The organism is Microbulbifer maximicatervae (SeqCode) (assembly GCF_052467615.1).
Genome location: NZ_CP174319.1, coordinates 3,405,326 through 3,431,387 on the forward strand (window position 1 = coordinate 3,405,326; position 26,062 = coordinate 3,431,387).

At 51.6% G+C, this 26,062-nt stretch carries 29 protein-coding genes; 14 read left to right on the forward strand and 15 right to left on the reverse strand.

Annotated elements, in window-relative coordinates; genetic code table 11:
• Window positions 1-24: 24 nt before the first annotated feature.
• The 9 genes from ACJJIM_RS15055 to zapE form a co-directional block, all read right to left on the reverse strand.
• Window positions 25-648, reverse strand: a complete 624-nt coding sequence (locus tag ACJJIM_RS15055) for a Yip1 family protein (protein WP_413663026.1) — start codon at window positions 646-648, stop codon at window positions 25-27.
• Between the two features lie 107 nt (window positions 649-755).
• Window positions 756-1,943, reverse strand: a complete 1,188-nt coding sequence (locus tag ACJJIM_RS15060) for a GGDEF domain-containing protein (protein WP_413663027.1) — start codon at window positions 1,941-1,943, stop codon at window positions 756-758.
• 134 nt (window positions 1,944-2,077) lie between these two features.
• Complete coding sequence (locus ACJJIM_RS15065; RefSeq protein ID WP_108735312.1) at window positions 2,078-2,473, reverse strand: ClpXP protease specificity-enhancing factor; 396 nt, start codon at window positions 2,471-2,473, stop codon at window positions 2,078-2,080.
• 25 nt (window positions 2,474-2,498) lie between these two features.
• Window positions 2,499-3,125: a glutathione S-transferase N-terminal domain-containing protein gene (locus tag ACJJIM_RS15070; RefSeq protein ID WP_108734210.1), complete on the reverse strand. Its 627-nt coding sequence runs from the start codon at window positions 3,123-3,125 to the stop codon at window positions 2,499-2,501.
• Between the two features lie 107 nt (window positions 3,126-3,232).
• Window positions 3,233-5,434: a ubiquinol-cytochrome c reductase gene (locus ACJJIM_RS15075; protein WP_413663028.1), complete on the reverse strand. Its 2,202-nt coding sequence runs from the start codon at window positions 5,432-5,434 to the stop codon at window positions 3,233-3,235.
• Window positions 5,431-6,030, reverse strand: coding sequence for a ubiquinol-cytochrome c reductase iron-sulfur subunit (gene petA / locus ACJJIM_RS15080; protein ID WP_413663029.1), 600 nt, complete (start codon window positions 6,028-6,030; stop codon window positions 5,431-5,433). The genes ACJJIM_RS15075 and petA overlap by 4 nt, the downstream gene beginning before the upstream one ends.
• A gap of 302 nt (window positions 6,031-6,332) precedes the next feature.
• A complete protein-coding gene (rpsI, locus tag ACJJIM_RS15085) occupies window positions 6,333-6,725 on the reverse strand; it encodes a 30S ribosomal protein S9 (protein WP_413663030.1) in 393 nt (130 codons plus the stop codon).
• Between the two features lie 15 nt (window positions 6,726-6,740).
• Window positions 6,741-7,169 carry a 50S ribosomal protein L13 gene (gene rplM / locus ACJJIM_RS15090; RefSeq protein ID WP_108734214.1) on the reverse strand — a complete coding sequence of 143 codons (429 nt, stop codon included), beginning with the start codon at window positions 7,167-7,169 and terminating at the stop codon, window positions 6,741-6,743.
• 114 nt (window positions 7,170-7,283) lie between these two features.
• Complete coding sequence (gene zapE, locus ACJJIM_RS15095; RefSeq protein ID WP_413663031.1) at window positions 7,284-8,408, reverse strand: cell division protein ZapE; 1,125 nt, start codon at window positions 8,406-8,408, stop codon at window positions 7,284-7,286.
• Window positions 8,409-8,758: 350 nt separating this feature from the next.
• Between zapE and ACJJIM_RS15100 the strand changes: the two genes are divergently transcribed.
• Window positions 8,759-9,199 carry a YhcB family protein gene (locus ACJJIM_RS15100; RefSeq protein WP_157954137.1) on the forward strand — a complete coding sequence of 147 codons (441 nt, stop codon included), beginning with the start codon at window positions 8,759-8,761 and terminating at the stop codon, window positions 9,197-9,199.
• Window positions 9,200-9,285: 86 nt separating this feature from the next.
• Here ACJJIM_RS15100 and sat read toward each other — a convergent pair whose 3' ends face one another.
• Entirely contained in the window at window positions 9,286-10,476 is a 1,191-nt protein-coding gene (sat, locus tag ACJJIM_RS15105; RefSeq protein ID WP_413663032.1) for a sulfate adenylyltransferase, read from the reverse strand.
• A 377-nt stretch (window positions 10,477-10,853) separates the two neighbouring features.
• On the opposite strand from sat, the gene ACJJIM_RS15110 reads away from it, so the two are divergent.
• Both ACJJIM_RS15110 and ACJJIM_RS15115 read left to right on the forward strand, forming a co-directional pair.
• Window positions 10,854-11,996 (forward strand): S1C family serine protease, encoded by a 1,143-nt coding sequence (locus tag ACJJIM_RS15110; RefSeq protein WP_413663033.1) that lies wholly within the window; start codon window positions 10,854-10,856, stop codon window positions 11,994-11,996.
• A 20-nt stretch (window positions 11,997-12,016) separates the two neighbouring features.
• Window positions 12,017-12,445, forward strand: a complete 429-nt coding sequence (locus ACJJIM_RS15115) for a nuclear transport factor 2 family protein (protein ID WP_444911386.1) — start codon at window positions 12,017-12,019, stop codon at window positions 12,443-12,445.
• A 47-nt stretch (window positions 12,446-12,492) separates the two neighbouring features.
• On the opposite strand, the gene hisD is transcribed toward ACJJIM_RS15115, so the two are convergent.
• The 5 genes from hisD to ACJJIM_RS15140 form a co-directional block, all read right to left on the reverse strand.
• The gene (gene hisD, locus ACJJIM_RS15120; RefSeq protein ID WP_413663035.1) at window positions 12,493-13,803 is read right to left on the reverse strand and encodes a histidinol dehydrogenase; all 1,311 of its coding nucleotides are present in this window, start codon (window positions 13,801-13,803) and stop codon (window positions 12,493-12,495) included.
• Window positions 13,804-13,817: 14 nt separating this feature from the next.
• Window positions 13,818-14,456, reverse strand: a complete 639-nt coding sequence (gene hisG, locus ACJJIM_RS15125; RefSeq protein ID WP_413663036.1) for an ATP phosphoribosyltransferase — start codon at window positions 14,454-14,456, stop codon at window positions 13,818-13,820.
• A 50-nt stretch (window positions 14,457-14,506) separates the two neighbouring features.
• A complete protein-coding gene (gene murA, locus ACJJIM_RS15130; protein WP_413663037.1) occupies window positions 14,507-15,769 on the reverse strand; it encodes a UDP-N-acetylglucosamine 1-carboxyvinyltransferase in 1,263 nt (420 codons plus the stop codon).
• Window positions 15,770-15,813: 44 nt separating this feature from the next.
• Complete coding sequence (locus tag ACJJIM_RS15135) at window positions 15,814-16,047, reverse strand: BolA family protein (RefSeq protein ID WP_413663038.1); 234 nt, start codon at window positions 16,045-16,047, stop codon at window positions 15,814-15,816.
• An 87-nt stretch (window positions 16,048-16,134) separates the two neighbouring features.
• Window positions 16,135-16,788 (reverse strand): MlaC/ttg2D family ABC transporter substrate-binding protein, encoded by a 654-nt coding sequence (locus ACJJIM_RS15140; RefSeq protein ID WP_413663039.1) that lies wholly within the window; start codon window positions 16,786-16,788, stop codon window positions 16,135-16,137.
• Between the two features lie 408 nt (window positions 16,789-17,196).
• Here ACJJIM_RS15140 and ACJJIM_RS15145 point away from each other — a divergent pair, with 408 nt between their 5' ends.
• The 11 genes from ACJJIM_RS15145 to mgtE all read left to right on the forward strand — a co-directional run bounded on the left by ACJJIM_RS15145 (window position 17,197) and on the right by mgtE (window position 26,037).
• Window positions 17,197-18,168: a KpsF/GutQ family sugar-phosphate isomerase gene (locus ACJJIM_RS15145; RefSeq protein WP_413663040.1), complete on the forward strand. Its 972-nt coding sequence runs from the start codon at window positions 17,197-17,199 to the stop codon at window positions 18,166-18,168.
• A gap of 66 nt (window positions 18,169-18,234) precedes the next feature.
• Window positions 18,235-18,774 carry a KdsC family phosphatase gene (locus ACJJIM_RS15150; protein WP_413663041.1) on the forward strand — a complete coding sequence of 180 codons (540 nt, stop codon included), beginning with the start codon at window positions 18,235-18,237 and terminating at the stop codon, window positions 18,772-18,774.
• A complete protein-coding gene (gene lptC / locus ACJJIM_RS15155; RefSeq protein ID WP_413663042.1) occupies window positions 18,774-19,340 on the forward strand; it encodes an LPS export ABC transporter periplasmic protein LptC in 567 nt (188 codons plus the stop codon). The genes ACJJIM_RS15150 and lptC overlap by 1 nt, the downstream gene beginning before the upstream one ends.
• A complete protein-coding gene (gene lptA / locus ACJJIM_RS15160) occupies window positions 19,327-19,884 on the forward strand; it encodes a lipopolysaccharide transport periplasmic protein LptA (protein WP_413663043.1) in 558 nt (185 codons plus the stop codon). The genes lptC and lptA overlap by 14 nt, the downstream gene beginning before the upstream one ends.
• Before the next feature lie 92 nt (window positions 19,885-19,976).
• Window positions 19,977-20,702, forward strand: coding sequence for an LPS export ABC transporter ATP-binding protein (gene lptB / locus ACJJIM_RS15165; protein ID WP_413663044.1), 726 nt, complete (start codon window positions 19,977-19,979; stop codon window positions 20,700-20,702).
• 194 nt (window positions 20,703-20,896) lie between these two features.
• A complete protein-coding gene (locus ACJJIM_RS15170; protein WP_413663045.1) occupies window positions 20,897-22,363 on the forward strand; it encodes an RNA polymerase factor sigma-54 in 1,467 nt (488 codons plus the stop codon).
• A gap of 196 nt (window positions 22,364-22,559) precedes the next feature.
• Entirely contained in the window at window positions 22,560-22,850 is a 291-nt protein-coding gene (hpf, locus tag ACJJIM_RS15175) for a ribosome hibernation-promoting factor, HPF/YfiA family (protein ID WP_108734230.1), read from the forward strand.
• Between the two features lie 3 nt (window positions 22,851-22,853).
• Complete coding sequence (ptsN, locus tag ACJJIM_RS15180) at window positions 22,854-23,315, forward strand: PTS IIA-like nitrogen regulatory protein PtsN (protein ID WP_413663046.1); 462 nt, start codon at window positions 22,854-22,856, stop codon at window positions 23,313-23,315.
• Window positions 23,316-23,420: 105 nt separating this feature from the next.
• Window positions 23,421-24,281, forward strand: coding sequence for an RNase adapter RapZ (gene rapZ / locus ACJJIM_RS15185; RefSeq protein WP_413663047.1), 861 nt, complete (start codon window positions 23,421-23,423; stop codon window positions 24,279-24,281).
• Window positions 24,282-24,300: 19 nt separating this feature from the next.
• Window positions 24,301-24,570: an HPr family phosphocarrier protein gene (locus tag ACJJIM_RS15190; RefSeq protein ID WP_413663048.1), complete on the forward strand. Its 270-nt coding sequence runs from the start codon at window positions 24,301-24,303 to the stop codon at window positions 24,568-24,570.
• A 99-nt stretch (window positions 24,571-24,669) separates the two neighbouring features.
• On the forward strand, window positions 24,670-26,037 hold the full coding sequence (gene mgtE / locus ACJJIM_RS15195) for a magnesium transporter (protein WP_413663049.1): 1,368 nt from the start codon (window positions 24,670-24,672) through the stop codon (window positions 26,035-26,037).
• Window positions 26,038-26,062: the final 25 nt, after the last annotated feature.

Sequence of the window (26,062 nt, forward strand, 5' to 3'; positions counted from 1 at the left end):
CAGAAATGCTGGCGTTGTGGACTTTTAATGGGCATGGTGCTGATAAACCGGCCCGATGCCCACACTCCACAAAATGACGGAGCCAATAAGCACCGTAACCATCATTACCAGGGCAACGGTTAATACTGCACAGGCATACAGAAATGCTCGATCCTTATTCATATTCATCAGGATCGGAATGCCGGCAAAGACCAGGTAAATAGAATACATCCCGGCAATGCCTACGGACGCCATCGTGAGCCAGGGGTGCGGATAAAGGACGACGATACTCGCCAGGAAGATTGGCGTAGTAATAAACACCGCAAGTGCCGTCCCTTCATAATGGCGCGTGGGCTCATCGCCCTCAACCCCGTAGGATCGCGCCATCCAGTTAATAAACTCTCCGAGGCAATAGACGCCAACCAGCAATGCAAAGTAAGTAACAACCGACAGAACAGCTGCACTTTCAGGTGTCAGCTTTGCTAGATGTCCCCCAACCTGAAAACCTACCCGGGTAACCCCAAAGTAACCGGCCACGGTAGGAATCAACGCCAGAAGCGGCACATGAGTTACAAACACCTCAAAAAAAGAATGGCGATCAGCGCGTATCGCTTTCCACTCTTTTTCCGGGTTGGTAAGAATACCTATTGTATGACTGAGTATCCGCACACCAAATCTCCCTTCCAATACCCTGCTTTGCAGTATCGGTGGCGCACAACAGATTGACCAATGCCAAAAGGGAATTAAGCGTCACTTTCAAATTTACTTGATTTATATCAGCTGTGGACAGACAGGCAATTTCGCCCGCTGCGCTTCGCTTTATAAAGCGCTTGATCAGCCGCTTTAAGGATACTCTCGGGTTTCTTTAGTTTTTTATTGCGGTGGGCAACGCCAATACTCACAGTAACTTTTACTGGCTTCCCTCCACCCTTCCCCCTGAGCGAGGCCCCTGCGGCAAGACGCCCCGATGACCTTAGGCGCAGTGGGTAGCTTGAGATTTTCTCCCTGATTTTTTCCAATAAAGCTTCTTTCGCCTCGCGACTGCGGCCCGGAAGATAAATAACAAACTCCTCGCCGCCATAGCGAAACACGGTACCGTGAGAGTGGCGCGCGAGTTGAGCCGCAACCATTTGCAAAGCTTGATCACCCACTTGGTGCCCATAGCGATCATTCAGCTTCTTAAAATGATCGATATCAACCATGGCAAGACTGTAATTCCATGCTGGCGTCAGCATCTGATAGCGGAAGGCCCGCCTGGAATGAAGCCCAGTCAGTTCATCGCGAAACGCCAATTCATAACTGGCCCCAAGCAGCGAAGCGACCAACAATATTCCCGCTACAGACCCGGTAAACTCGAGAGGAAGGCTCAACCAAACACTGCACAGCAGCAAAATAGAACAACTAAACAGACCCATAGCGGTGGGGCCAGGGTAGAGAAAAAGTAAGGCAAAAGCACCGAGAGCGGAGACACTGCCAATCAATTGTGGCAACGAAAATGCGTCGGGTAAAAACCCAGACAACCCCCTGGGCAAATTCTCGACCGGAAATGCCAGCTTCAGCGGCGCGCAGCAATCGTAGAGCAAGACAAAACCCATCCCCTCAGCCAGCAAAAACAGGCCCCACAGCAGCCCAAAAATACTGAAGACACTGCGATCACGACTGCAAGTAAACAGAACAAGATTTACCGCAACCAGTGAGAGATAAAGTGGGAGATCCCTGTGCAAGCTGGGGAGCAACTGGGAGTGAGCCGCGATGTATAGGGCCATGATAAGCAGCGCTGCAAGCGCAACCCGGCTTGAGCGAAAACCAAAACTGAGCAATGCCGCCATAGCCAATAGCAACACAGGCAGCTGCGGACTGTATAAGTGGGTCAGATCGATCCAGGGGAGATACTGCGCAACGAGAAGCACCAGAAGCATCCCTGGCAGCCAAATAAAGCGCAGCCATTGAAGGTACGGCGGCATGACATTCGCGGCAATAAAAGATAACGCGACATTATACGGACTTGGGACAAGCGTATACCCGGAACCGAGTCACAAAAGTGGAGGAAGGGAACTGGCAGGGCTTCAGAAATCTGCCCTACCAGCGAAAAGGAGCACTATTTAACGACACGCAGAGCCGGTTTTTTCACCGATTTTTTACCCAAACTGGTGGGTGGCGTCGGTTCGGGCGGCTCTGGAGTTTCCTCGGCCTCAAATACCATCCCCTGCCCGTTTTCCCGCGCGTAGATTCCGACCACAGACCCCACTGGAACCTGGATATCTGTCGGAACCCCGCCAAAACGGGCGTTAAACCTGATGGCGTAATTATCCATAGTCAGACTGGCAACCGCTGATTCCGAGATGTTCAGCACTATCTGACCATCGTCGTTCACATGTTGTTGCGGCACCAAAACACCGGGGAGGTGCGTATCAACCAGAATATAAGGAGTGCACCGGTTATCGGTTATCCACTCGTAAAACGCCCGCAGAATGTAGGGACGATTGGATGTCATGGCCGGCTTGCTCACCAGTATTCCCTCAACGCATTTCCCGTTCGTATTCGGTCAGACTCTGCTGGAATGCCTCGCGGGCAAACAGGCGGTCCATATAATCCAGCAACGGCTTAACCTGCTTGGTTTTCGGAAGGCTGATTTCAAACTGCTCGAGGCGCCACAACAGCGGGGCCATGCAGCAATCTACCAGAGAAAACTCTTCATTAAAGAAGTACGGCAGGTCGGTAAACATCGGAGCGATACCAACCAGGTTGTCGCGCAGTTCTTTGCGAGCGGAGGCCGCGTCCTTACCACCAGCAAGGATCTTGTCCACCAGAGGACACCAATCGCGCTCGATACGATGCATGATCTGGCGGCTCTGCGCGCGGGCAACCGGGTAAACCGGCAGCAGCGGCGGATGCGGGAAACGCTCGTCCAGGTACTCCATCATCACTTTGGTCTCGAACAGAACCAAGTCGCGATCTACCAGGGTTGGCAGGGAGTTGTAAGGATTGAGGTCAGCGAGTTCAGCTGGTTTATCATCGGCGTCCACATCGGTGATATCGACAGAAACCCCTTTCTCTGCAAGTACGATACGTACTCGGTGGCTATAGTGGCTGCGACCATCGGAGAAGAAGGTCATCGAGGAGCGCTTGTTGGTAGGCACACCCATGTTCAAACTACCTCAAACTTTAAGCCGGCTAGAACCGACCTTTTATTCAAAATATAAAAGGGCAGTGAGTAAACCCACCACCCATTAGAGACAAACTAGCGACGGCTTTAGTGGTGCACGTCTTTCCAGTATTCGCGGTTCAGCAACCAGGCGAAGATAAAGAACACAAAAATAAACGCCAGCACATAGAAGCCAACACGTTTGCGATCTTCAGCCATCGGCTCAGCAATGTACTCCATAAAGTTGACGAGGTCATACATTGCCCCATCAAACTCTTCCGGTGTCATAGAGCCTTTCACCTTACCGACCTCCAGGCTACCACAGGCGGCATCCATAATCGGGTTGCCGAGCTCATCGCGGACAACTTTACCGTGGTCGCGCTTGGGACCAGGGGCACACTCCTGCAAGCCTTGCAGCTCCATCAGAACGTGAGGCATGGCCACACTCGGGAAGACCTTGTTATTTACCCCGGTAGCACGACTGTCGTCTTTATAGAAGCTGCGGAGGTAAGTGTAGAGCCATTCCGGTGAGCGAGAACGAGCAACCAGCGTCAGGTCCGGCGGCGCGGCGCCGAACCATACTTTGGAATCATCTGGACGCATGGAGATCGTCATCAGGTTGCCGATTTTGTCGTCACCCAAAACCAGGTTCTCCATCATCAACTCAACCGGGATATCCAGGTCAGTGGCCACACGCTCCCAACGAGAGTAATTGGCACTGTGACAACCCATGCAGTAGTTAACGAAGTACTTGGCACCGCGCTGCAGGGACGGCTTGTCCCGCAGATCGATATTGATGTGATCCAGCTCCACTTCAGATTCTGCACCTACCGCTTTAATCGGGATAAAGGTCAGCAGGCCGACAACGATAATACCGATAAACAGGATGCCGAAAGTTTTACCACCAGACGGGCTGGTTACACGCTCGGGCTCTGGGTAGACCTCATCGCGATTGGTAATCCAGGGCAGCAAAGTAAAGAAGGCAGCGAGCAGCAGAGTTACAACCACCATGAAAGTATTCACGGAGTAATTAGCTACCGCCATCCACAGGAACAGCACGCCGAAGATGACACAAACAGCCCAGGAGCCAATGCCTTTCTTACTCTTCGGATTCGTCCAAACCGGCATGGTCAGGAAGAAGGCGAAGTAGAACAGGGTCGCTACCTGAGACAGGAAGTTACGATCCGGGGTCGGAGATTTAACACCCAGGTAGCCAAGGATAATAAATACTGCAGCAAACAGAAGCAGCAAGCCCTTCGGCAACCAACCCTTGTAGCGGATCGAGCGAACCGGGCTCTTGTCCAGCCAAGGCAGCACAAACAGCACAGCAATAGCGGCACCCATAGCTACCAAGCCAAGGAATTTCGCAGTAAGCGGACCGATATCCATGGTAACCGCACGGAGGATTGCGTAGAACGGCGTGAAGTACCAAACCGGAGCAATATGCGGTGGTGTCTTCAGCGGGTTCGCTTCTTCGAAGTTAGCGTACTCCAGGAAGAAGCCGCCCATTTCCGGGAAGAAGAACACAACAGTTGCGAAGATAAACAGGAATACCGCGATACCTACCAGGTCGTGAACAGAGTAGTAAGGGTGGAAAGCAATACCGTCTTTGGGGATGCCGTTCTCATCCTTGTTCTTCTTGATCTCGATGCCGTCTGGGTTGTTGGAACCCACTTCGTGCAACGCCAGGATATGCAGAACTACCAGCAATACCAATACCAGCGGCAGTGCAATAACGTGCAGGGAGAAGAAGCGGGTCAGGGTAATACCAGAGATCAGGTAGTCTCCGCGAATCCACTCAACCAGGCTATCGCCAATATAGGGAACTGCTCCAAACAGAGAAACAATTACCTGGGCCCCCCAGTAGGACATCTGGCCCCAGGGCAGTACGTAACCCATAAAGGCTTCTGCCATCAGCACCAGGTAGATACACATACCGAAGATCCACACCAGCTCGCGGGGCGGCTTATAAGAGCCGTACATCAAACCGCGGAACATATGCAGGTACACCACCACAAAGAAGGCAGACGCACCTGTGGAGTGAAGATATCGTATCAACCAACCCCACTCCACATCGCGCATGATGTACTCAACCGAGGCAAATGCCTCCTCGGCAGAGGGGTTGTAGCTCATAACGAGCCAAATACCGGTCAACAGCTGGTTGACCAGGACCAATAGGGAGAAAACGCCGAAGAAATACCACAGGTTAAAGTTTTTGGGCGCGTAGTATTTGCCCATGTGCTTATCCCAGGCCTGGTAAATGGGTAGTCTCTGATCTACCCAATCACCGAAATCTGCGAGCCATTTCATGCGGTGCCCTCCTGGTCTACGCCAATCACGATTACATCGTCGTTTTCATAGGAATAAGGCGGCACCTCCAGGTTGGTAGGCGCGGGAACACCGGTATAAACACGGCCAGCCATATCGTATTTGGAACCGTGACAGGGACAGAAGAAGCCACCCATCCACTCATCGCCACCCAGATCGGCAGCACCCACTTCCGGGCGGTACATAGGTGCGCAGCCAAGGTGCGTACACAGACCAACCAACACCAACAGCTTTGGCTTGATAGAGCGGTTTTCCGGATCTACATAAGCTGGCTGGATAGACTCCTCGGAGTTAGGGTCGCGCAGTAGAGGCTCCACTTTCTCCAGGTCTTGCAGTATTTCATCGGTACGGCGCACAACATAGACCGGCTTACCTCGCCACTCTACAGTGACCATCTGGCCCGGTTCAACTTTGCTAATGTTGTATTTAACCGGAGCGCCCGCAGCTTTCGCCTTGGCACTCGGTTTCCAGGAAGCGACGAAGGGAACGGCAACCCCCACCGCACCCGCGCCACCAACAACTGAGGTGGCAGCGGTTAGAAAACGGCGCCGTCCTACATTTACACCGTCATCACTCATGACGTAGTTCTCCCATCACAGCGACCCCGATAGCCCGGAGATTCGCTGGCCCAAACCCAAAAAGTCTTGAAAGAAGTCCCGCCCCGGCAGATTGCCCGCGCGAATAAACCCCACAAATCAAGCGGATACAAATCGGCGCAATGTTAAAGAAAATGCCAATTTGATACAAGGCAATGCTATGGGGAACGTCGGGAATCACGCGGCGAAACCGCGATAAATCCAGCAAAAGTCATAAGAGCGCTGGATAACCACAGATACGGGAATATAAAAAAGCCCGGCAAAAGCCGGGCCAAAAAGAAAGCTTAACGCTTGGAGAACTGCGGCTTCTTACGCGCTTTGCGCAGACCCACTTTCTTACGCTCAACCTCACGGGCGTCGCGGGTAACATAACCAGCGGCGCGCAGCGGTTGACGCAGCGCTTCGTCGTACTGCATCAGGGCACGGGTCAGGCCGTGACGGATAGCACCCGCCTGACCAAAGGAACCGCCACCTTTAACAGTAACAGTGATGTCGAATTTCTCGACCATTTCAACCTTTTCCAGCGGCTGACGCACGATCATGCGAGCCACTTCACGGCCGAAGTATTCGTCCAGGGTGCGACCGTTTACGGTGATCTTACCTTCACCCGCTGTGAGGAATACACGAGCAGTGGAGGTCTTGCGGCGGCCGGTACCGTAGTATTGAGTAGTTGCCATCAGATTTATTCCCGTTTAGATCGCCAGTTCAATCGGCTGTTGAGCCACATGAGGATGTTCACTGCCGCTGTATACTTTCAGCTTCTTGAACATGGCACGACCCAAAGGACCTTTCGGCAGCATGCCTTTAACGGCGCTTTGAACGGTGCGCTCGGGCGCTTTTTCAATCAGCTTTTCAAAGCTGATGGATTTAAGACCACCAGGGTAGCCGGAGTGGCTGTGGTAGATCTTGTCTTTGGCCTTGTTACCGGTCACGCGAACCTTTTCTGCGTTGATTACAATGATGTAATCGCCAGTGTCCACGTGGGGCGTGTATTCAGGCTTGTGCTTGCCGCGCAGGCGGGTTGCGATCTCGGCAGCAATACGGCCGAGGGTCTTGTCCGCAGCGTCAACAATGTACCAGTCGCGTTTTACCGCCTCTGGCTTGGCACTGTAAGTCTTCATGTTATAAACACCTGTAATATGACCCCCAGAATTAGGGGCCGTCCCACAAAAGAGCGCGGATAGTACAAAAGGAGTGTATGCTTTTCAAGCGGAATTTACCCCGACTCGACAGACTTATTCAGGGCGATGGGGCCGCTCCAGATATTCGCGGGACTGCATCTCCAAAAGCCGACTCACCGTGCGCTCAAACTCAAACTTAAGATTCCGGCCGACGTACAGTTCCTCAGCTGGAACTTCCGCAGAAATCACCAGCTTCACGCACCGGTCGTAAAATTCATCCACCAGATTAATGAAGCGACGCGCCTGGGCGTCCATACGCTCATCAAACTTGACCACCGACCCCAGAAGCACCGTATGGAACTCCCTGGCCAATTCGATATAGTCATTTTGCGATCGCGGCCCATCGCACAGATCCACAAAATCAAACCACGCAACATCATCCGCTACTTTCAAGGCTCGAATTGGGCGCCCCTCCACTTGCAGCTGAACCTCGCTACGAGCTTCGCAGCCACTGACACTCAGCTGTGAAAAACTTTGCTCCAGACTGCTATCCGCCTCAGGTCCCAGCGGAGAATGATATAGCTCCAATATCTCCAGGGTGCGCAGCCGGTAATCGGTACCGCTATCGACATTAACCACCTTGGTGTACTTCTCCAGCAGATCGATGGCCGGGAGAAACCGTACCCTCTGCAACCCATCTTTATATAAGCCCTTGGGCACAATATTCGAGGTCGCCACCAGGGCCACCCCCCGGCGGAACAGCGCATCCAACAGACCGGCCAATATCATGGCATCGGCAATATCTGAGACGAAAAACTCATCAAAGCAGAGCACCCGAGCGCGGCGGGCAATCTTATCCGCCACCTTCTCCAGCGGATTCTTCTCCCCTGCGTACTCCTTTAGATCCTGATGAACTCGACGCATAAAGCGATGGAAATGGGTGCGCTGTTTTTCCGCGAACGGCAGGGACTCAAAAAACGCATCCATTAGGTAGGTTTTTCCGCGGCCTACCCCACCCCAAAAGTAGAGACCCTTCTCGGGCTCATTAGCGCGACTGCGAATGCGGGACAAAAAACTGATGATCGCACCGCGCTCAGACCGGGCCACCAGGCGCCGATGAAGATCCTGCAGCTCCTCAACTGCCTGACGCTGGGATTGATCCTCAACAAAGTCCGGACGCTGAAGATCACTCTCATAACGCTCAAGAGGGGAAGAAAATAGTGGTTTGGCGGGCAACATAGAGGAAAATTTCTTCGACTACTGAATAACTGGCGCGCACTCTATCAAATTCAACCAATCTACGCATAGACCGCGGAGAGACATGGTTGGCACCCTTTACAACAGTGCAACTACCCGAAATAGCCAGCCCTCCCCGCAAACTGGAACCAGGCACTAACCATTCTGCCGCAATTGACCGACAACATTAATTGTCAGCGTAATAATCGCGTATACTAGCCTCTCTATTATGAGGGGCAATAGCCACGAACGCGGGCTACCCAAAGTGCAGAAACCGGCTGGGCCAAGATTGGCAGCCTCATCTCTCCACGAGGCGATCTGTACAATAAAAAAGCAAGTTGAGGAGGTAGTAAGTGCACTCTACATCGGTATTAATTCTAGTCGGCGTCCTCGGTATGACCCTGGGTGCATTCCTCGCATTCCTGGCTGTGCGCGGGCGTACCAGTGTGGAGCGCTCAGAGGAACTGGAGCAGAGACTCCGCGAAGCCAACAACAAACTCGAAGATTTCCAGTTGCAGGTCAACGATCACTTTGACCAAACGTCACAACTTGTTCACAACCTCACCGAGAGCTATAAAGAGGTTCACGAATACTTATCTAATAGTGCGCTGCGCTTATCCAGCCAGGATATCGGCCGCCAGATGCTAAAAGCCGGCAGTGGAAAACTAAAAGACAACGATGAGAAATTGCAGGATATAGAGCCACCTCGCGACTGGGCCCCCAAGGAACCTGGTGCCAAAGGCACGCTTGCTGAGGACTACGGGCTCGAAAAAGAGGCCCATGAGAGCAGCTAATAATTAATAAGCTGTACGAGATGATGAAACGCAGTTTTCCAAGCAATAAAAAAGGCGGGTAATCACCCGCCTTTTTTATTCGGCACTTACAGGCTCTGATAGTAATCCATCAAAATCTGCGCCACTTCAGGGCGAGAAAACTCTGGGGGCGGCGCAATACCATCACCCAACATTTCACGCACTTTAGTACCTGAAAGCAGAATAAAGTCTTCTTTCGTGTGATCAGGAACATCACGCATCATCACCACCTTATTCAGCTTTTTGGAATAAGCGGTGTGGTCGGCACGGAAAATCTCAATCTCAAGAGCGCCTTCGGGTACCTTTTCATCGAAGATTGTCTGAGCATCGAAAGCGCCGTAGTAATCGCCAACGCCGGCGTGATCACGACCGACAATCAGGTGGCTACAGCCACAGTTCTGGCGGAACACCGCATGCAATACCGCTTCGCGCGGGCCAGCATACAACATATCGAAGCCATAGCCGGTCACCATCACAGTATTCGCCGGGAAGTACAATTCTACCATCTTGCGAATGGAGGCATCGCGCACCGGAGCAGGGATATCACCTGGCTTCAGCTGGCCAAGCAGCATATGAATCAGCACACCATCGGCTTCCACCCCGTCGAGGGCCATTTTGCACAGCTCTTCGTGCGCGCGGTGCATCGGGTTGCGAGTCTGGAAGGCTACAACCTTATTCCAGCCACGCTCCTTGAATTCATTGCGAATCTCAACCGCGGTGCGGAAAGTATCCGGGAAGTCATTCTGGAAGTAGCTAAAGTTCAGCACTTCGATCGGGCCCGATACTAGAGTTCGACCCGCAGACTTAAAAGTTGCGACACCGGGGTGTTTCTCATCCAGAGTGCCAAACACCTGCTCAGCCATGGTGTCCATTTGCTCTTCTGAAATGGTTTCGATCGCCTCAACATCCATCACGGCGAGAACCGGATTACCCTCGACATTCGGGTCACGCAGGGCAATACGGGAGGCACCCTCAATTTCACTAGCGTCTTTAACAACATTAACAACCGGCACCGGCCAGAACAGGCCGTCTACTGTGCGCAAGGTTTCAGCAACACTCATGGCATCTGCCAGATTCATATAGCCGTGCAACGGATTGAAGTATCCCGCCCCGAGCATCACCGCGTTAGCGGCGGCTGCCGAACTGACCACGATTGACGGCAGGGACTCCGCTTCATGCATCAACTGGTGATGCCTTTCACTGTCATATACAAAGCGTGGCTGAAGCTCAACGCTGCCATGGGGGCGGACTAGGGACATTTAGGTCTCCAAAAACAGTAGTTACCGGTTAGTCTTAAAATTTCGATTGGCCATTATACGCATCTATCGCAAGTGACCAATGCCAATGGCATACAGGAGCCACATTATACCCTCCAAATACAACCCCTGAGTAACTCCAAGGCCTCCCCAGCTCAGTGAACACATTTAGATGCCGAATAATCGCTATACGGTAGGACTAGAATTATAAACGACCCCATAGCCGCTCAAAAACTGGCCCAACAACCAACCCAGGTTGCTAAGAAGTTATTACCGCGAAAAACTCACTCCATCAAACGCAACAATTTCCTCCCGCAAACGCCATGTGCAGCGATTCCGCTCAGAGACGTGTGTATAATCAGCGCAAAGAGGAGTCACGAGTGTCCCAAAACCGATTTTTACAAGATTGGATCCTACCAACCCTGGTAGGCCTTGCCATGGCTGCCCTGCTCTTGGTTATATTCCCACAACTGCGCGGTGTCGCCCCCGAGGCCGATGGAAATAATACCCAAGGTCCGGTTTCCTATGCCCACGCTGTCAATGTGGCAGGCCCAGCTGTAGTCAATATCTACACCCGAATGGCCATGCCGCAGCGCCAGCACCCCCTGTTTAATGACCCCCTTTTTAGGCGCTTATTCGACAACATGGATGTCCCACAAAGACAGAGGATGCAATCCAATCTTGGCTCAGGTGTCATTGCCAGTGACAACGGTTATATCCTGACTAATCATCATGTAGTCGACCAGGCAGATGCCATTGTTATTCTTTTAGCTGATGGGCGGGAAGCGCAAGCAAGACTCGTCGGAAGCGATACAGATTTTGACTTAGCCGTCCTCAAAATTGACCTCGACGGCCTGACCTCCATTTCTGTTGGCGAGCCCGACAGGGCACAAGTGGGCGACGTCGTCCTAGCAATCGGCAACCCTTTTGGAGTTGGGCAAACCGTGACTCAAGGTATTATCAGTGCGAAAGGCCGCCACCTTGAAAACTCAGGTACCGGCAGCTACTTACAGAACTTTTTGCAGACAGATGCTGCGGTCAACCCTGGAAACTCTGGTGGCGCACTGGTTGACTCACAAGGGCGCCTACTCGGCATCAACACCTCAATTCTCAACCAATCCGGCTATTCAGGCGGGATCAGCTTTGCCATTCCCGCCAATATTGCCTTCAAGGTAATGCAGGATATTATTGCTTATGGTCGCGTCGTACCCGGCTGGCTGGGCATTGAAGCTACTGGCATTAGCCCTCAAATGGCCAAGGAGTTCAATTTAAACTCTACTGGTGGCGTATTAGTAACAGCTATTTACAACGAGGGCCCCGCGCACATTGCAGGCCTTCAGCCAGGAGATGTCATCACACATATTGACGGTCTCCCTATCGGCGATGGCAAACAGGGCGAGGCCACTATGGCCACTCTGCGCCCCGGTGACACCATCTCAATAACCTTCATTAGAGAAGGCACTTCCCATACGGTTAATGCCACAGTTTCAGAAGAGCCACAGACAAAAACAGCAATAGAATAAACCCTCAAGGAGGAGTCTCCATGCGCTCAATGGTTTTAGCTCTGCTTTTTATAATGACCTCGATTCCCGCAGTAGCGGGAGATAAGGAAGACTTACAACAGTTGCTGATTGATTTTATCAGCAAAGCTGCCTCAGACTCTCTGGCCCACCAACGCTTTTGGGCCAAAGACCTGGTGTATACCAGTTCAAGTGGAAAACGCTTTGGCAAAAGCGAAATTATGCAAGGAATGCAAACACCTCCCACAGAACCAGTGACAACGAGCTATTCCGCCGAGGAAATTGACATTCGGTTGCTAGGGGATACCGCTGTTGTTGCATTTAAACTATCGGCTAATGACAGCAGCAAGGGGGAACCAAGCTATTACTTCAACACTGGTACGTTTGTTAAACGAGATGGTGAGTGGCGTGCCCTAGCTTGGCAGGCTACCCGTATACCCCCTACAGAATAAGCGCACTATATACACCCTACATAGAGGAATCTGCCAGAGTGTATTACTCAGAAACCCTTGACCCGAAAACCCGCAGAGCGGGCATGAGCTTCTAACCCCTCACCGAGCGCAAGAGTATGCGCTACACGCCCCAAGGTATCAGCACCTTTTTCAGAACAGTAGATCACCGAACTGCGCTTCTGGAAATCGTAAACTCCCAGCGGTGAGGAAAAACGGGCAGTGCCACTAGTAGGAAGGACATGATTGGGGCCAGCACAGTAGTCCCCCAATGCCTCTGCCGTATAGCGCCCAAGGAAAATGGCTCCGGCATTCCGGATCTCAGTAAGGTAAGCCTCAGGATTATCTACTGAAACCTCCAGGTGCTCCGGTGCAATCTGATTAGAGATTTCTATCGCCTGCTGTATAGACTCCACTTGGATCAACGCCCCACGATCAGCAAGGGAGCGGGAAGCGATTTCAGCTCGGGGTAACTCGGCCAAAAGCCTTTGCAGCGAACTCTCAACCCGATCTAAGTATTTGGAGTCAGGACACAATAGAATTGACTGCGCCTGCTCATCGTGTTCAGCCTGTGACAACAGATCCATGGCAATCCAGTCAGGATCTGTTTGCCCATCGCAAATAACCAGAATTTCAGAAGGGCCCGCAATCATGTCGATAGCAACATGACCAAAAACAGCACGCTTAGCACTGGCCACAAAGATATTCCCCGGACCAACAATTTTATCCACCGCGGGAATAGACTCAGTACCATAGGCTAGTGCCGCTACTGCCTGGGCACCACCAATCGTAAACACCCGGTCCACCCCTGCTATTGCCGCTGCCGCCAACACCAGGTCGTTCAGCGCCCCTTTCGGAGCCGGCACCACCATATTTACGGCATCAACCCCAGCAACTTTTGCAGGAATTGCATTCATAAGCACGGAAGAAGGGTAACTCGCCTTACCTCCAGGAACATAAATGCCGACACTTTGCATTGGGGTAATCTGCTGCCCCAGCACAGTCCCATCGGCCTCCGTATAGCGCCAGGACTCCTGTCTTTGATACTCGTGGTAACGCCTCACTCTATTAGCAGCTGCCTCCAGGGCCTCACGCTCCTCGGTACTTATACGGTCTAGAGCCGCGGTAAGCTCAGCAGCCGGCAAAGCAAAGTCTTTCGCGCTTTCCAGGTGCCGATGATCAAAGCGGTTGGTGAACTCGATAACAGCCTTATCACCATGAGCGCGAACACGCTGCAATATTTCTGCAACGATACTTTCAACCTCTTGATTTGCCACTGCCTCCCAAGCCAATAGCTGCTTCAATTGGCCATCGAAATCTCTATCGACCGTATTTAGCCGACGAATTACTTTGCTCGTCATAATGCTTCGGGTATCTATTTGGTTTGTGCTACAGCCGATGCCAACTTCTCAATCAAACTATTGATTGGCGCATATTTCATCTTCATGGCTGCCTTGTTGACGATCAATCGACTGCTGATTTGCGCAATAGTCTCTCGGGCTTCAAGACCATTGGCCTTTAGCGTATTGCCACTATCTACAATATCGACAATCTCGTCGGCCAAATTCATTAGCGGAGCAAGCTCCATAGCCCCATACAACTTAATAATGTCAACCTGACGGCCAATCGAGGCATAGTGCTTTTTGGCACTCTGTACAAACTTGGTAGCGACCTTAATTCGGCCACTGGGCAGTTGCCCCCCCTTAACACCAGCGGTCATCAGGCGGCAGCGGGCAATGCCCAAATCGAGAGGCTCGTATATACCATCAGAACTATGCTCGAGTAGAGTGTCTTTCCCCGCCACACCAATATCTGCGGCTCCATGCTGCACATAAGTGGGTACATCCACTCCCCTCAGGAGGAGGAGATGCACCCCTTCGCGATTCGTCGGAAATATCAACTTTCGACTTTTAGTTAGGTCTTCAGCAGGCTCCAACCCTGCTGCCTTAAGAAGCGGTAGGGTCTCCTGAAGAATCCGTCCTTTTGTCAGTGCGATTGTAATTTGTGCAGTCATTTCGATTTACGCCAGTCCGTCATTGGCTCTTGGGATTAACTTCGTAGCAATCAGCCGGGAACACGCCGAATATTCGCGCCCAGCTGTCGGAGCTTTTCTTCAATACACTCGTAGCCGCGGTCAATATGGTAAATTCGATCCACCATAGTAGTGCCCTCTGCCACCATACCAGCAATTACCAAGCTAGCTGACGCGCGCAGGTCTGAAGCCATTACTGGAGCACCCTTAAGCTTCTCCACCCCGGTAACAATTGCCGTATTGCCTTCCAGAGTGATATCCGCTCCCATTCGATTCAGCTCATGAACCTGGATTAAGCGGTTTTCAAAGATTGTCTCAACTACAGTCCCCTTTCCTTCGGCTACAGCATTCATTGCTGTGAACTGGGACTGCATATCTGTAGGGAAGGCTGGGTAAGGCGCTGTACGGAAGCTCACCGCTTTAGGGCGATTGCCTTTCATATCCAGCTCAATCCAATCATCACCACAACTGATATGAGCTCCAGCCTCTTCGAACTTAACCATAACCGCATCGAGGATATCGGCACGAGTATTGAGCAGGCGCACTTTGCCCCTCGCCGCTGCAGCTGCCGCAAGGAAGGTTCCGGTTTCAATACGGTCCGGCATAACAGTGAACTTGCAGGGAGTAAGCTTAGGTACACCGTGAACACGTAGGGTGTCAGTGCCAACCCCTTCAATCTGAGCCCCCATAGCAATAAGGAACTCTGCCAAATCGACGATTTCAGGCTCGCGAGCGGCATTGTGCAAAGTCGTAGTTCCCTCTGCCAGTACCGCTGCCATCAGCAGGTTTTCAGTGCCGCCAACTGTCACCTTCTCCATGACAATATTGGCTCCCTTAAGGCGACCGTTGGAGCGCGCTCGAATAAAACCACCATCGATGGTTATCTCAGCCCCCATTGCCTCAAGGCCCTTTAGGTGAATATCGACTGGGCGACTACCAATTGCACAACCACCGGGAAAGGAGACATTAGCAACTCCATGCCTAGCCAGCAGGGGCCCAAGAACCAGGATTGAGGCCCGCATAGTCTTAACCAGTTCATAGGGAGCTGTCAGGTCATTGACTGAGCGAGGGTCAATTTCAACACCCAGTTTTTCATCAATAGTGACATCACACCCCATACACCGGAGCAGGGTAATCATGGTGGTAATATCGTTGAGATGCGGCAAATTATCGATTTGCACGGGCCCGTCAGCCAACAAAGCAGCAGCCAATATCGGCAAGGCTGAATTCTTAGCTCCAGAAATCCGCAGAGTCCCGGAAATTGGGCTGCCGCCCTCTATTATCAACTTATCCATTCAATTTCTTTCTAGATAGCCAACACCTCAGCGGCAATGGCGAGTTAACGACTGGCTTCTTCTGGAGTCAGAGTCTGCATTTGCACGGCATGCAAGGTGCCATCGGCGATTTTTTCACCAAGAGCGGCATAGACAAGCTGTTGTTTTTTTAAACGACTCAGACCCTCAAAGGAACTGCTCACTACAGTGACCATCAGGTGACTACCTTCAAAAGCCACTTCAACAGTGCTGTCGGGAATGTGCCCTTCGATCAGGGCCTTGATTTCGTCTGGTTGCATAGGAGGGACTTGCGATTAGTTAAAAACAGCACGCAAGTGTACTTGAATCAAGCGGAGTGCGCAGCTACGCACTCCAAAGTTCGCAGATCAACTCACTTTATTTGCAGCATCGTCTGCCGCTGACCAATTAGAAATCACCTTGTCGATGTCCCCATAAGTCTGCATTGACTGCGAGAACTGACTGCGGAAAGTCTTACCCAGGTTAACCCCATTCAGAATCACATTGATCAACTTCCATTGGCCTGCACGATTGCGCACCAAGGTATACGAAACTTTTGTTATACCCTCTTTACTGCGAACTTCTTGCAGCACATTTACACGATTACCCTGAGGTGTAGTGCCGGGATTGACCACTTTTACATCCAGGTCGCCAAAATTTGCCACGCCGCGAGCAAATGTGGCTACAAGATCGCGCCGAAAAGCATCCGTAAAGCGAGAGCGCTGATCAGCAGTCGCCTGCTTGGCATAGCGCCCCATTACACCGCGAGCGATAAAGTCAAAATCAACAACCGGGGTCAGCACCCCTTCAACAGCACTGTAGTACCTTTGCGGGTCTGAATTTGCATACTGAGCGTTGGTACGAATTACCCCCAAAAGCTCATCGGAAACCCCTTTAATCATTACATATGGATTTTGAGCCGCATTGGCTGCAGGCACCACCGCAGAAGCAAAAACAACACAAAGCGCAAATCTAACCCACCGCGACAAACCGTTCCGGCCAATCCAAAATGATGCGTTCACAAATTATCTCCAGTTAGCAAATCATTCCTTGGACGCATATGGCAGAATTTAGTGCCATAGCAATACCACATATCAACCTTCCCGCAGCCCAACTGAGAGTGTGTCGATCATCCATTGAGTGACATAGCTGACAGCGGAGACGGCAAACTATACCATGGCCGCACCCGGTAATGTGGCGGTGTACGAGCGTGTCATTTGACACATCTAAAATGCACACTGGCTTTTTCCGACGCCAGCAGCCCGCTAATATAGATTAGCACGACAGCAAAAAGTCGAGTCACCTTTAAATACTGGACTCATATGACAAAAATTATCCACGCTGTCGCATAAGTAAATATCGAAACTGTCGCATAATAAGACAGTTTTACGAGAACTTGTTAGAGCACTAGTAAGCGATTGAGGCAGTTGATGACACAGGATTTGATTTTGGAAGCTGGGCGTCGCACCGTCCGCATGGAAACTGAAGCGGTGGCGGCACTGGAACACAGAGTTAATGGCGAATTCCAGCGAGCCTGTGAAATGATCATGCAATGTCGCGGCCGCACAATTGTTACCGGCATGGGGAAATCTGGGCATATTGGCCGGAAGATCGCCGCTACCCTTGCCAGCACTGGCACACCGAGCTTTTTTGTTCACCCCGGCGAAGCGAGCCACGGTGATCTCGGCATGATCACTCGGGATGATGTTGTCATAGCCATATCCAATTCTGGCTCATCCGCTGAAGTCCTCACCCTGCTGCCTCTGCTAAAACGCCTGGGCATTCCACTAATTAGCATGGCAGGAAAAACCGACTCCCCTCTGGCTCAAGCTGCGGAAGTCAATTTGGATATATCGGTAGCCACAGAGGCCTGCCCCCTCAACTTGGCCCCCACCTCATCAACAACAGTTACTCTGGTGATGGGAGATGCACTCGCAGTCGCCCTGCTCGAGGCCAGGGGTTTTACTGCCGAAGATTTTGCCTTCTCTCACCCCGGCGGTGCCCTCGGGCGCCGGCTTCTTCTAAAGGTTGAGGATGTGATGCATGCGGGCGACGAACTCCCCCAGGTAACTCCAGAGACGCTGCTATCAAAAGCCCTGCTAGAGATGACCAGCAAAGGGTTCGGCATGACAACAATTGTAAATAGCGACGGTGAATTACTGGGCGTCTTCACCGACGGTGACTTGCGCCGAGTAATAGATCAAAAAATCGAACTCGATAAAGCATTAATGGAAGAGGTCATGAGTCGCCGCCCTAAAACGGTTTCTACTGACACCCTCGCTGCAGAATCCCTGAGGATTATGGAGGACTATAAAATCACTGCATTAGTGGTAGAAGATGAAGCCCACCACCCTGTTGGCGTACTCCATATGCACGATATTCTGCGCGCCGGAGTTATCTGAGATAATACTGGACAATTAATACGCAGGTTTTGCCCTCACAATTAAAGGCGAAGAGAGATTACTCCGGTGATACCCGAACAAAAATTAAATGACTCCCTGAAAAATATCCGCTGGCTTGTTCTGGATGTGGACGGTGTCCTGACAGACGGCAAGCTTTATTTTGACAATAGCGGTAACGAACTCAAAACCTTTCACACTCTGGATGGGCACGGCATTAAAATGCTACAAAACTCTGGGGTGCGCGTAGCAATCATTACTGGCCGACGCAGTAATGTTGTAGAGCGCCGTGCGCACGACCTGGGGATCAATAAATTGATTCAGGGCCGGGAGGACAAGTTTGTCGCACTACAAGAATTACTTTCTGAAGAGTCATGCCGTCTGGAAGATATCGCTTATATAGGGGATGATTACCCCGATCTATTGGTAATGACCAAGATCGGGTGCCCCATTGCACCACCTAATGCAGCCCCACCCGTACGGGAGAGAGCCCTGTGGATCACAGAGGCCTGCGGCGGCGCGGGTGCTGTACGCGAGGTCTGCGACCGCATTATGATTGCACAAGGGACCTTTGATGCGGCGCTCGCCCCCTATATCGGAGAAAAGTGATGCGCTCGTGGTTGCCTCTCATACTGGTCATTCTACTTATAAGTGCCGGACTCTGGTTCTCTGAGAGTCCTCCAGAGCAATTCTTAAGCAAAAGACCAACCCCTCAACAACAAAATCGGGCAGCGGACCTTATTATCAAAGGGGCTGAAACCCGCCATTTTGACCAGGCAGGCAACCTAGCTTATCGAGTGGATGCAGAACAAATCACCTACTTTCAATTCAAGCGCCGTGACAGAGCCAATCTTCAAAAACCGCGCATGATGTTCTATACGGATGACCAGCCCAAGTGGGCCACCAGGTCCAGGCAAGGCATCGCTTTCAATCGCGGAGAACGCATCGTTCTCAGCGGTGCAGTTCAAATTGATGAACTCCCCACCCCTGATGGCATCCAACTGAAGACGTCACGTATTACGATCTTCCCTGACAGGGAATTCGCCGAAACCGACAAAGTTGTTACTATTAGCTCTGGCCCTAACCACACCAAAGGGAAGGGCATGCGCGCCTACCTGAAAGAAAACCGGATGGAAATTCTATCCGACGTGAAGAGCAGCTATGACACCCAATAACCGCTATCCCTCAATATTTAAGGCCGTTACTGCAATTGCGCTGGCAGCTATTGCCACTGCAGCACAGGCTTTACCCGACGACAGAACCCAGAGAATCTCTGTGGGCTCGGAATCTATGTCAGCCGACCGCGCCAATAACTTAGTGGTATATAGTGACAACGTGGTCATCACACAGGGCTCCCTCCAAATCAAGGCAGATCGCGTGGAAGTGTACTTCACGGCCAGCGATGAAATCAGCCGGGTGATTGCTGTGGGCCGCCCCGCGCACTTCCAACAAAAGATATTGGAGAGCGAAGAGCCTGTAAAAGCCCGTGCTGAGCGCATCGAGTATGTCATCAGCTCTGAAGAACTGCAGCTCACAGGGCAAGCTTATATCGATCGCGATGGCAACACCCTAACTGCGGAGAAAATCGACTACGATCTCGCAACTGAGCAAATGAGCGCTCGCAGTCAGCCTGGCCAAGGCAGAGTTGAGATGATCTGGAAACCTGAGAGCACCGAAACCAGCGAGCCTGCTGAAGCTAATACCGACACAGACCAGTAATTCATCCAAATTTCAGTGCCTGCAAAACAGCGCTACTTACAATGATGTAATCCGCTACCCCTCTCGGCCGCGGTTAGATTTCAGGACTCATTATGCCAACGCTACAAGCGTTACACCTCGCCAAACAATATAAAAAAAGAAAAGTTGTCCAAGATGTCTCTGTCAGCGTCTCAAGTGGGCAGGTCGTTGGCTTACTTGGCCCCAATGGAGCCGGGAAAACCACCTGCTTCTATATGATCGCAGGGCTGGTGCAGGCCGATGCCGGGCAAGTCCTAATCGACAACGAAGATATTACCCGCCTATCAATGCACGGGCGCGCCCGCAAGGGAATCGGTTACCTGCCCCAGGAAGCCTCTGTTTTTCGACGCCTGTCAGTGCGTGACAATATTCTCGCAATCCTCGAAACCCGAAAAGGACTCAATCGTGCAAAGCGCGAAGAGCAGGCCCAGGAGTTGCTCGAAGAGTTCAATATCACACACATTGAAAACAGCCTAGGAATGGCCCTATCCGGCGGAGAGCGGCGCAGGGTGGAGATTGCACGAGCCCTGGCTACAGACCCAAGCTTTGTCTTGCTCGATGAACCCTTTGCTGGTGTAGACCCTATTTCAGTGAACGACATCAAACACATTATTCGCCACTTGCGGGACAGGGATATCGGCGTTTTGATCACAGATCATAACGTGAGAGAAACCCTGGATATCTGTGAAACTGCTTATATCGTCAGCGAGGGGCATATTATTGCCTCAGGCACACCCGATGATGTTCTCGCTAACCAACAGGTACGCGAAGTCTATTTGGGACATGAATTCACGATTTAATGGCAAATGATGACAAGTGTAACAAAATAGGCAAAATCTCGAAAAACATATCATACCCCACATAGAAATTGACCTTCTGGCAGGCAATAGTCGGCACGCTTATTGCTTGTAATAGTTTGAGGGCCAAGGTAGTCTGCGCCATCTCGGGTTAATTTTGACGAACCCTTTGTCGCACTGGCCTGCAACTTTAAATTATGAAGCAGTCTCTCCAGCTCAAGCTCGGCGCACAGCTAACCATGACCCCCCAGTTGCAGCAGGCAATACGCCTCCTGCAGCTCTCCACACTAGATTTACAGCAAGAAGTCCAGGCAGCCCTCGACAACAATCCAATGCTGGAAGCTGAGGGTGAAGATCTGGCTCAACAAGTAACTGCCGATACTGAGAGCAACGCACAACAAGAGCCGCCAGCCGCTGCAGGGGAGGGTTTAACCCACACAGCCGCTGAGGAAAAAGAGCTTGGTGATTCTGAATGGAACCAGGATATTCCAACAGAGCTGCCGGTTGATTCTCACTGGGACGACATTTACAGCAGCTATAGTGGTCCCGCCGAGGGCGACGACCCCAATTTTGAGCGCAATTCTTCCACCGACACACTTCAAGACCACTTGCGCTGGCAATTAAACCTGACAGCACTTTCCAGTCACGATAAATGGATCGGCGAGCACCTTATTGACGCCATCGACCCAAACGGTCTCCTCAACACCACCGTTGATGATGTGGCCAACTCCCTTCAGCTCGAAGAAGATGAGGTAGTTGCAGTCCTTAAAGCTGTGCAACAATTCGAACCAGCTGGCTGTGGGGCCAGAAGCCTCCAAGAGTGCCTTCAACTCCAGCTCAAGCAGCTACCAGCGGAAACTCCGTGGCTAAACGAAGCGCAGACCATCATTGAGCGCCACTTGGAATTACTTGGAAAAAGGGATTTCAGGCAACTCACCCGACGCACACGTCTCAACGAAGCCCAGCTCGGCGAAGTAATCCGCCTTATCCAGACACTAACCCCCAATCCAGGTGAGGAGTTCAGCGGGGAACAGCCCGCATATGTCATTCCCGATATTATTGTGTCCCGCAAGGATCACCGCTGGCTGGTCGAACTCAATCCAGAAATCACTCCCAAGATCCGGATTAATGGCCACTACGCCTCCCTGGTAAAACGGGCAGACAACTCCCGAGAAAACAATTTCATGCGGGATCACTTGCAGGAGGCCCGTTGGTTCTTGAAGAGCCTGCAGAGCCGCCACGACACCCTGCTAAAGGTCGCTACGTCCATTGTGGATAAGCAGCAAGGCTTTTTTGAAGAAGGCCCAGAGGCAATGCGACCAATGGTTCTGGCAGATATTGCTGAAACCATTGGCATGCATGAATCCACCATATCCCGAGTGACCACTCAAAAATATATGCTGACTCCACGGGGAGTTTTCGAACTCAAATATTTCTTCTCAAGCCACGTCAGTACAGATTCCGGTGAGGATGCTTCATCCACCGCCATTCGAGCCCTGATTCGCAAGCTGATTGATACGGAAGTACCTCGAAAGCCGCTATCAGATAACAAGATCACTCAGGAGCTGGACAAGCAAGGCATCAAGGTTGCGCGCCGAACGGTAGCGAAATACCGTGAATCTATGGGCATCCCCTCCTCAAGTGAGAGAAAGAGGCTCATTTAAACCACAACCCAAACACAGCCAATTAACCTGACCCCTAACCCACCTCCAGTCATGCGCCACTGGCGCCTTCCGCCCCCAACCTGCAACCAAAATCCAAAATTTGAGTGTATCCTTCCATTCTGGCCCACTTCCTAGTAGGGTTGCGACCCGATAGGGGGTGAGCGCCGGCTTGTGATGCACCTTTAAGGAGAAATCCATGCAGATCAATATTAGTGGCCACCACGTCGACGTTACCTCACCTATGCGCAGCTACTGCGAAAGCAAAATGGAGAAGCTGTCCAGACATTACGACAACATCACCAACGCGCAAGTAATTTTATCTGTCGAAAAACTGATCCAAAAGGCTGAGGCGACGGTACATATAAACGGTCACGACCTCTGTGCTGGATCCGAAGACAGAGATATGTACGCGGCAATTGATGCGCTCACCGATAAGCTGGACCGCCAACTGAAAAAACACAAAGAGAAGTTGCAGAACCATCGCTGAACTATGACACTGGAAGCATTACTCTCTCCCCGCCTTAGCCTTTGCCATCTGGCGGGGAGCAGCAAAAAAAAGCTACTGCTCAATATTGCCCAGGCCATCGCCGAACAATATCCTCAACACGACTCCGATACAGTTTTTAATCAACTGATCGCCCGTGAGCGCCTTGGTTCCACCGGTATCGGCGATGGAGTTGCCATTCCCCATTGCAGGCTGCCCGGCTGTGATAGCCCCATTGGGGTTCTCTGTACCACCCAGCCCGCCATTGATTTTGACTCTGCCGACCGTCAGCCTGTCGATTTGCTATTTACTCTTCTGGTCCCCGAAGATGCTGAACAGGAACATCTGGATACACTAGCCGAAATCGCCGCTCTGTTTTCCAACAGCCTGGTTAGAGATAAGCTAAGGCAAGCACAAAGTAGTGATGAGCTATATGCCCTCGCTATTGATAGTACCGCAGCCGCCTAGAGGAGGTTTTGTTAGTAACTGAGTCTCAGAGCTGACATTCGCCTCATTGTTCAGGTAGTGCAACAAGCGAAATAATAAAAACTTGATCAAAGAAAAGGGCTCTCCATGCGCTTGGTGATAATTAGTGGACGCTCCGGCTCCGGAAAAAGTTCTGCACTGCAATTACTGGAAGATGTCGGCTTCAATTGTATCGACAACCTTCCCACCAGCCTGCTCCCGGAGCTGGTTAAGAGGGTCAAGGCACAACCGCCAAAAGAAAACACACCTCTGGCCCTGGGTGTCGATGCCCGCAATCTCTGGCAAGACATTAGACAGGCTCCCAGTGTTATTGAGTCCTTGCGCGAGGCAGGGGTTCAATGTGATGTTATCTATCTCGATGCCCGCGAACCGGTTTTAGTACAGCGATTCAGTGAGACCAGACGGAAACACCCTCTCAGCAATGATTGCACCCATTTGCTAGAAGCTCTCAACCAGGAAAAAGAGCTGCTCACCCCTATCTCAACCATCGCGGATATGGTTATTGATACCAGCACCTTGAGTTTGCACCAACTGCGCGAACTTATTAAAAATCGTGTTGTTGGTGAACAATCAAACAGCATGGCGATTCTTTTCCAGTCCTTCGGGTTCAAGTATGGGGTACCTGTGGATTCAGACTTGATTTTTGACTTGCGCTGTCTACCCAATCCCTACTGGGAACCAGCTCTAAGAGAAAAAACCGGTAAGGATATCGAGGTCGCTGAATTCTTGCGCTCTCACCCAGAGACCGCAAAGATGGAGAGTGACATCACCAACTTTTTGGAAAACTGGCTGCCCTCCTACCAGAAAAGTAATCGCAGCTACACCTGTGTCTCTATCGGCTGCACTGGGGGCCGACATCGATCAGTTTATATGGTTGAACAGCTGGTAAAGAAATTTTCCAAAGAGTTTGATAACGTCCAGATACGCCACAGGGAGCAACAAAAATAGATTTTTGTCGAGCAGCGCAATGCAGAAACACCAACTGACCATCATCAATAAACTCGGCTTGCACGCCCGCGCTGCAAGCAAGTTCGCGCAGACTTCCTCCAAATTCTGCTCCAATATTAAAGTGCATTGCCAGGGTAAAGCCGTAGATGGAAAAAGCGTGATGGCCCTAATGTTGCTAGCTGCAGGCAAAGGCACGGAGCTGGAACTGGAAATAGAGGGGACAGATGAAAATGCCGCCCTGGAAGCTATCAGCACACTGATCTCCGATCGATTCGGCGAAGCTGAATAGAGGCCAGTATACTATTGCCACGAAAAGCTCACTCTTAACATTAAATCGCTAAGCTTTTACATCGCCTCCCAAATCCACCACTAGCAGTAAGGACTTGTTGTGCCCAGCTCTCCCCAAGCCGAAATCAAATTCCGCGCACAGAATCAGCTGGGTGAGCTGTATGCCGCGCTGGATAGCGGTACGGGACAAGAAGTCCGGCGCATGCTCAAGACCCTGACTCCCCAGAGTGTTGCGCAATTGCTGGAGAGCTCTCCACCCCGTATCCGCCAGGTACTTTGGAATTTGGTGGACAGGGAAATAGAGGGTGAGGTCCTGCAGGAACTCACCGACGATGTGCGCAGCCAGATCCTCGCGACTATGGATACCGAGGAGATGGTGGAGGTGATGGAAGGCCTGGATGCCGACGATATCGCCGATATACTTCAGCAGCTGCCGGAGCGAGTTGTTGCCGAAGTGCTCTCATCAATGACGGAAACCGACCGCCTCCGGGTTGAAAGTGTTCTCGCTTATGATGAGAACACGGCCGGCGGTTTAATGGATACGGACACCATCTCTGTCCGCCCCAACCTGACTCTCGATGTGGTACTTCGCTACCTTAGGCGCCATGAACAACTACCGGAATCTACCGACAGCCTTTTTGTGATTAACCGGAGGGGCCAATATATCGGTCTCTTGCCACTATCCAAACTTCTCACCACAGACCCATCGGTGACAGTTCGCGAAGTGGTCAATACCGATGTGGAACCAATACCCGCAGATATGCCCGACACAGAAGTCGCGCGCTTATTTGAGAAATATGACTGGATTACCGCACCGGTAGTCGATGAAGATAACCGCCTGCTGGGGCGAATCACTATTGACGATGTAGTAGATGTTATCCGAGAGGATGCAGATCACTCCCTGATGAGCCTTGCCGGCCTCGATGAGGAGGAAGACACCTTTGCCCCAGTAGGGCGCACTGCTCGGCGCCGGGCCGTTTGGCTGGGTATTAATCTGCTCACAGCTCTGCTTGCCTCCTGGGTGATCAGTTTGTTCCAAAATACCCTGGACAAGGTGGTAGCCCTAGCAGTCCTAATGCCCATCGTCGCCAGCATGGGGGGCGTGGCCGGTAGCCAAACGCTGACAGTGGTCATTCGCGGTATGGCCTTAGGCCAGATAGGACGCAGTAATTTAAGCTGGCTACTTTCCCGTGAGCTGGGTTCGGCGGCACTCAATGCTCTTTTGTGGGCGCTTGTGATGGGCTTGATAACCGCCATGTGGTTTGGCGATATATGGATTGCGGTAATTATCCTTGCCGCCATGATAATCAACCTATTAACCGCCGCACTCGCCGGAGCGATATTACCAGTAGCATTGCGTGCCATGAATATAGACCCAGCACTGGCCGGCGGGGTAGCCCTTACTACAGTCACCGATGTAGTAGGCTTTATGTCTTTTCTGGGCTTGGCCACTTGGTACTTTAGCTAAACCACCTCTGAACCAAGCCCCCTTA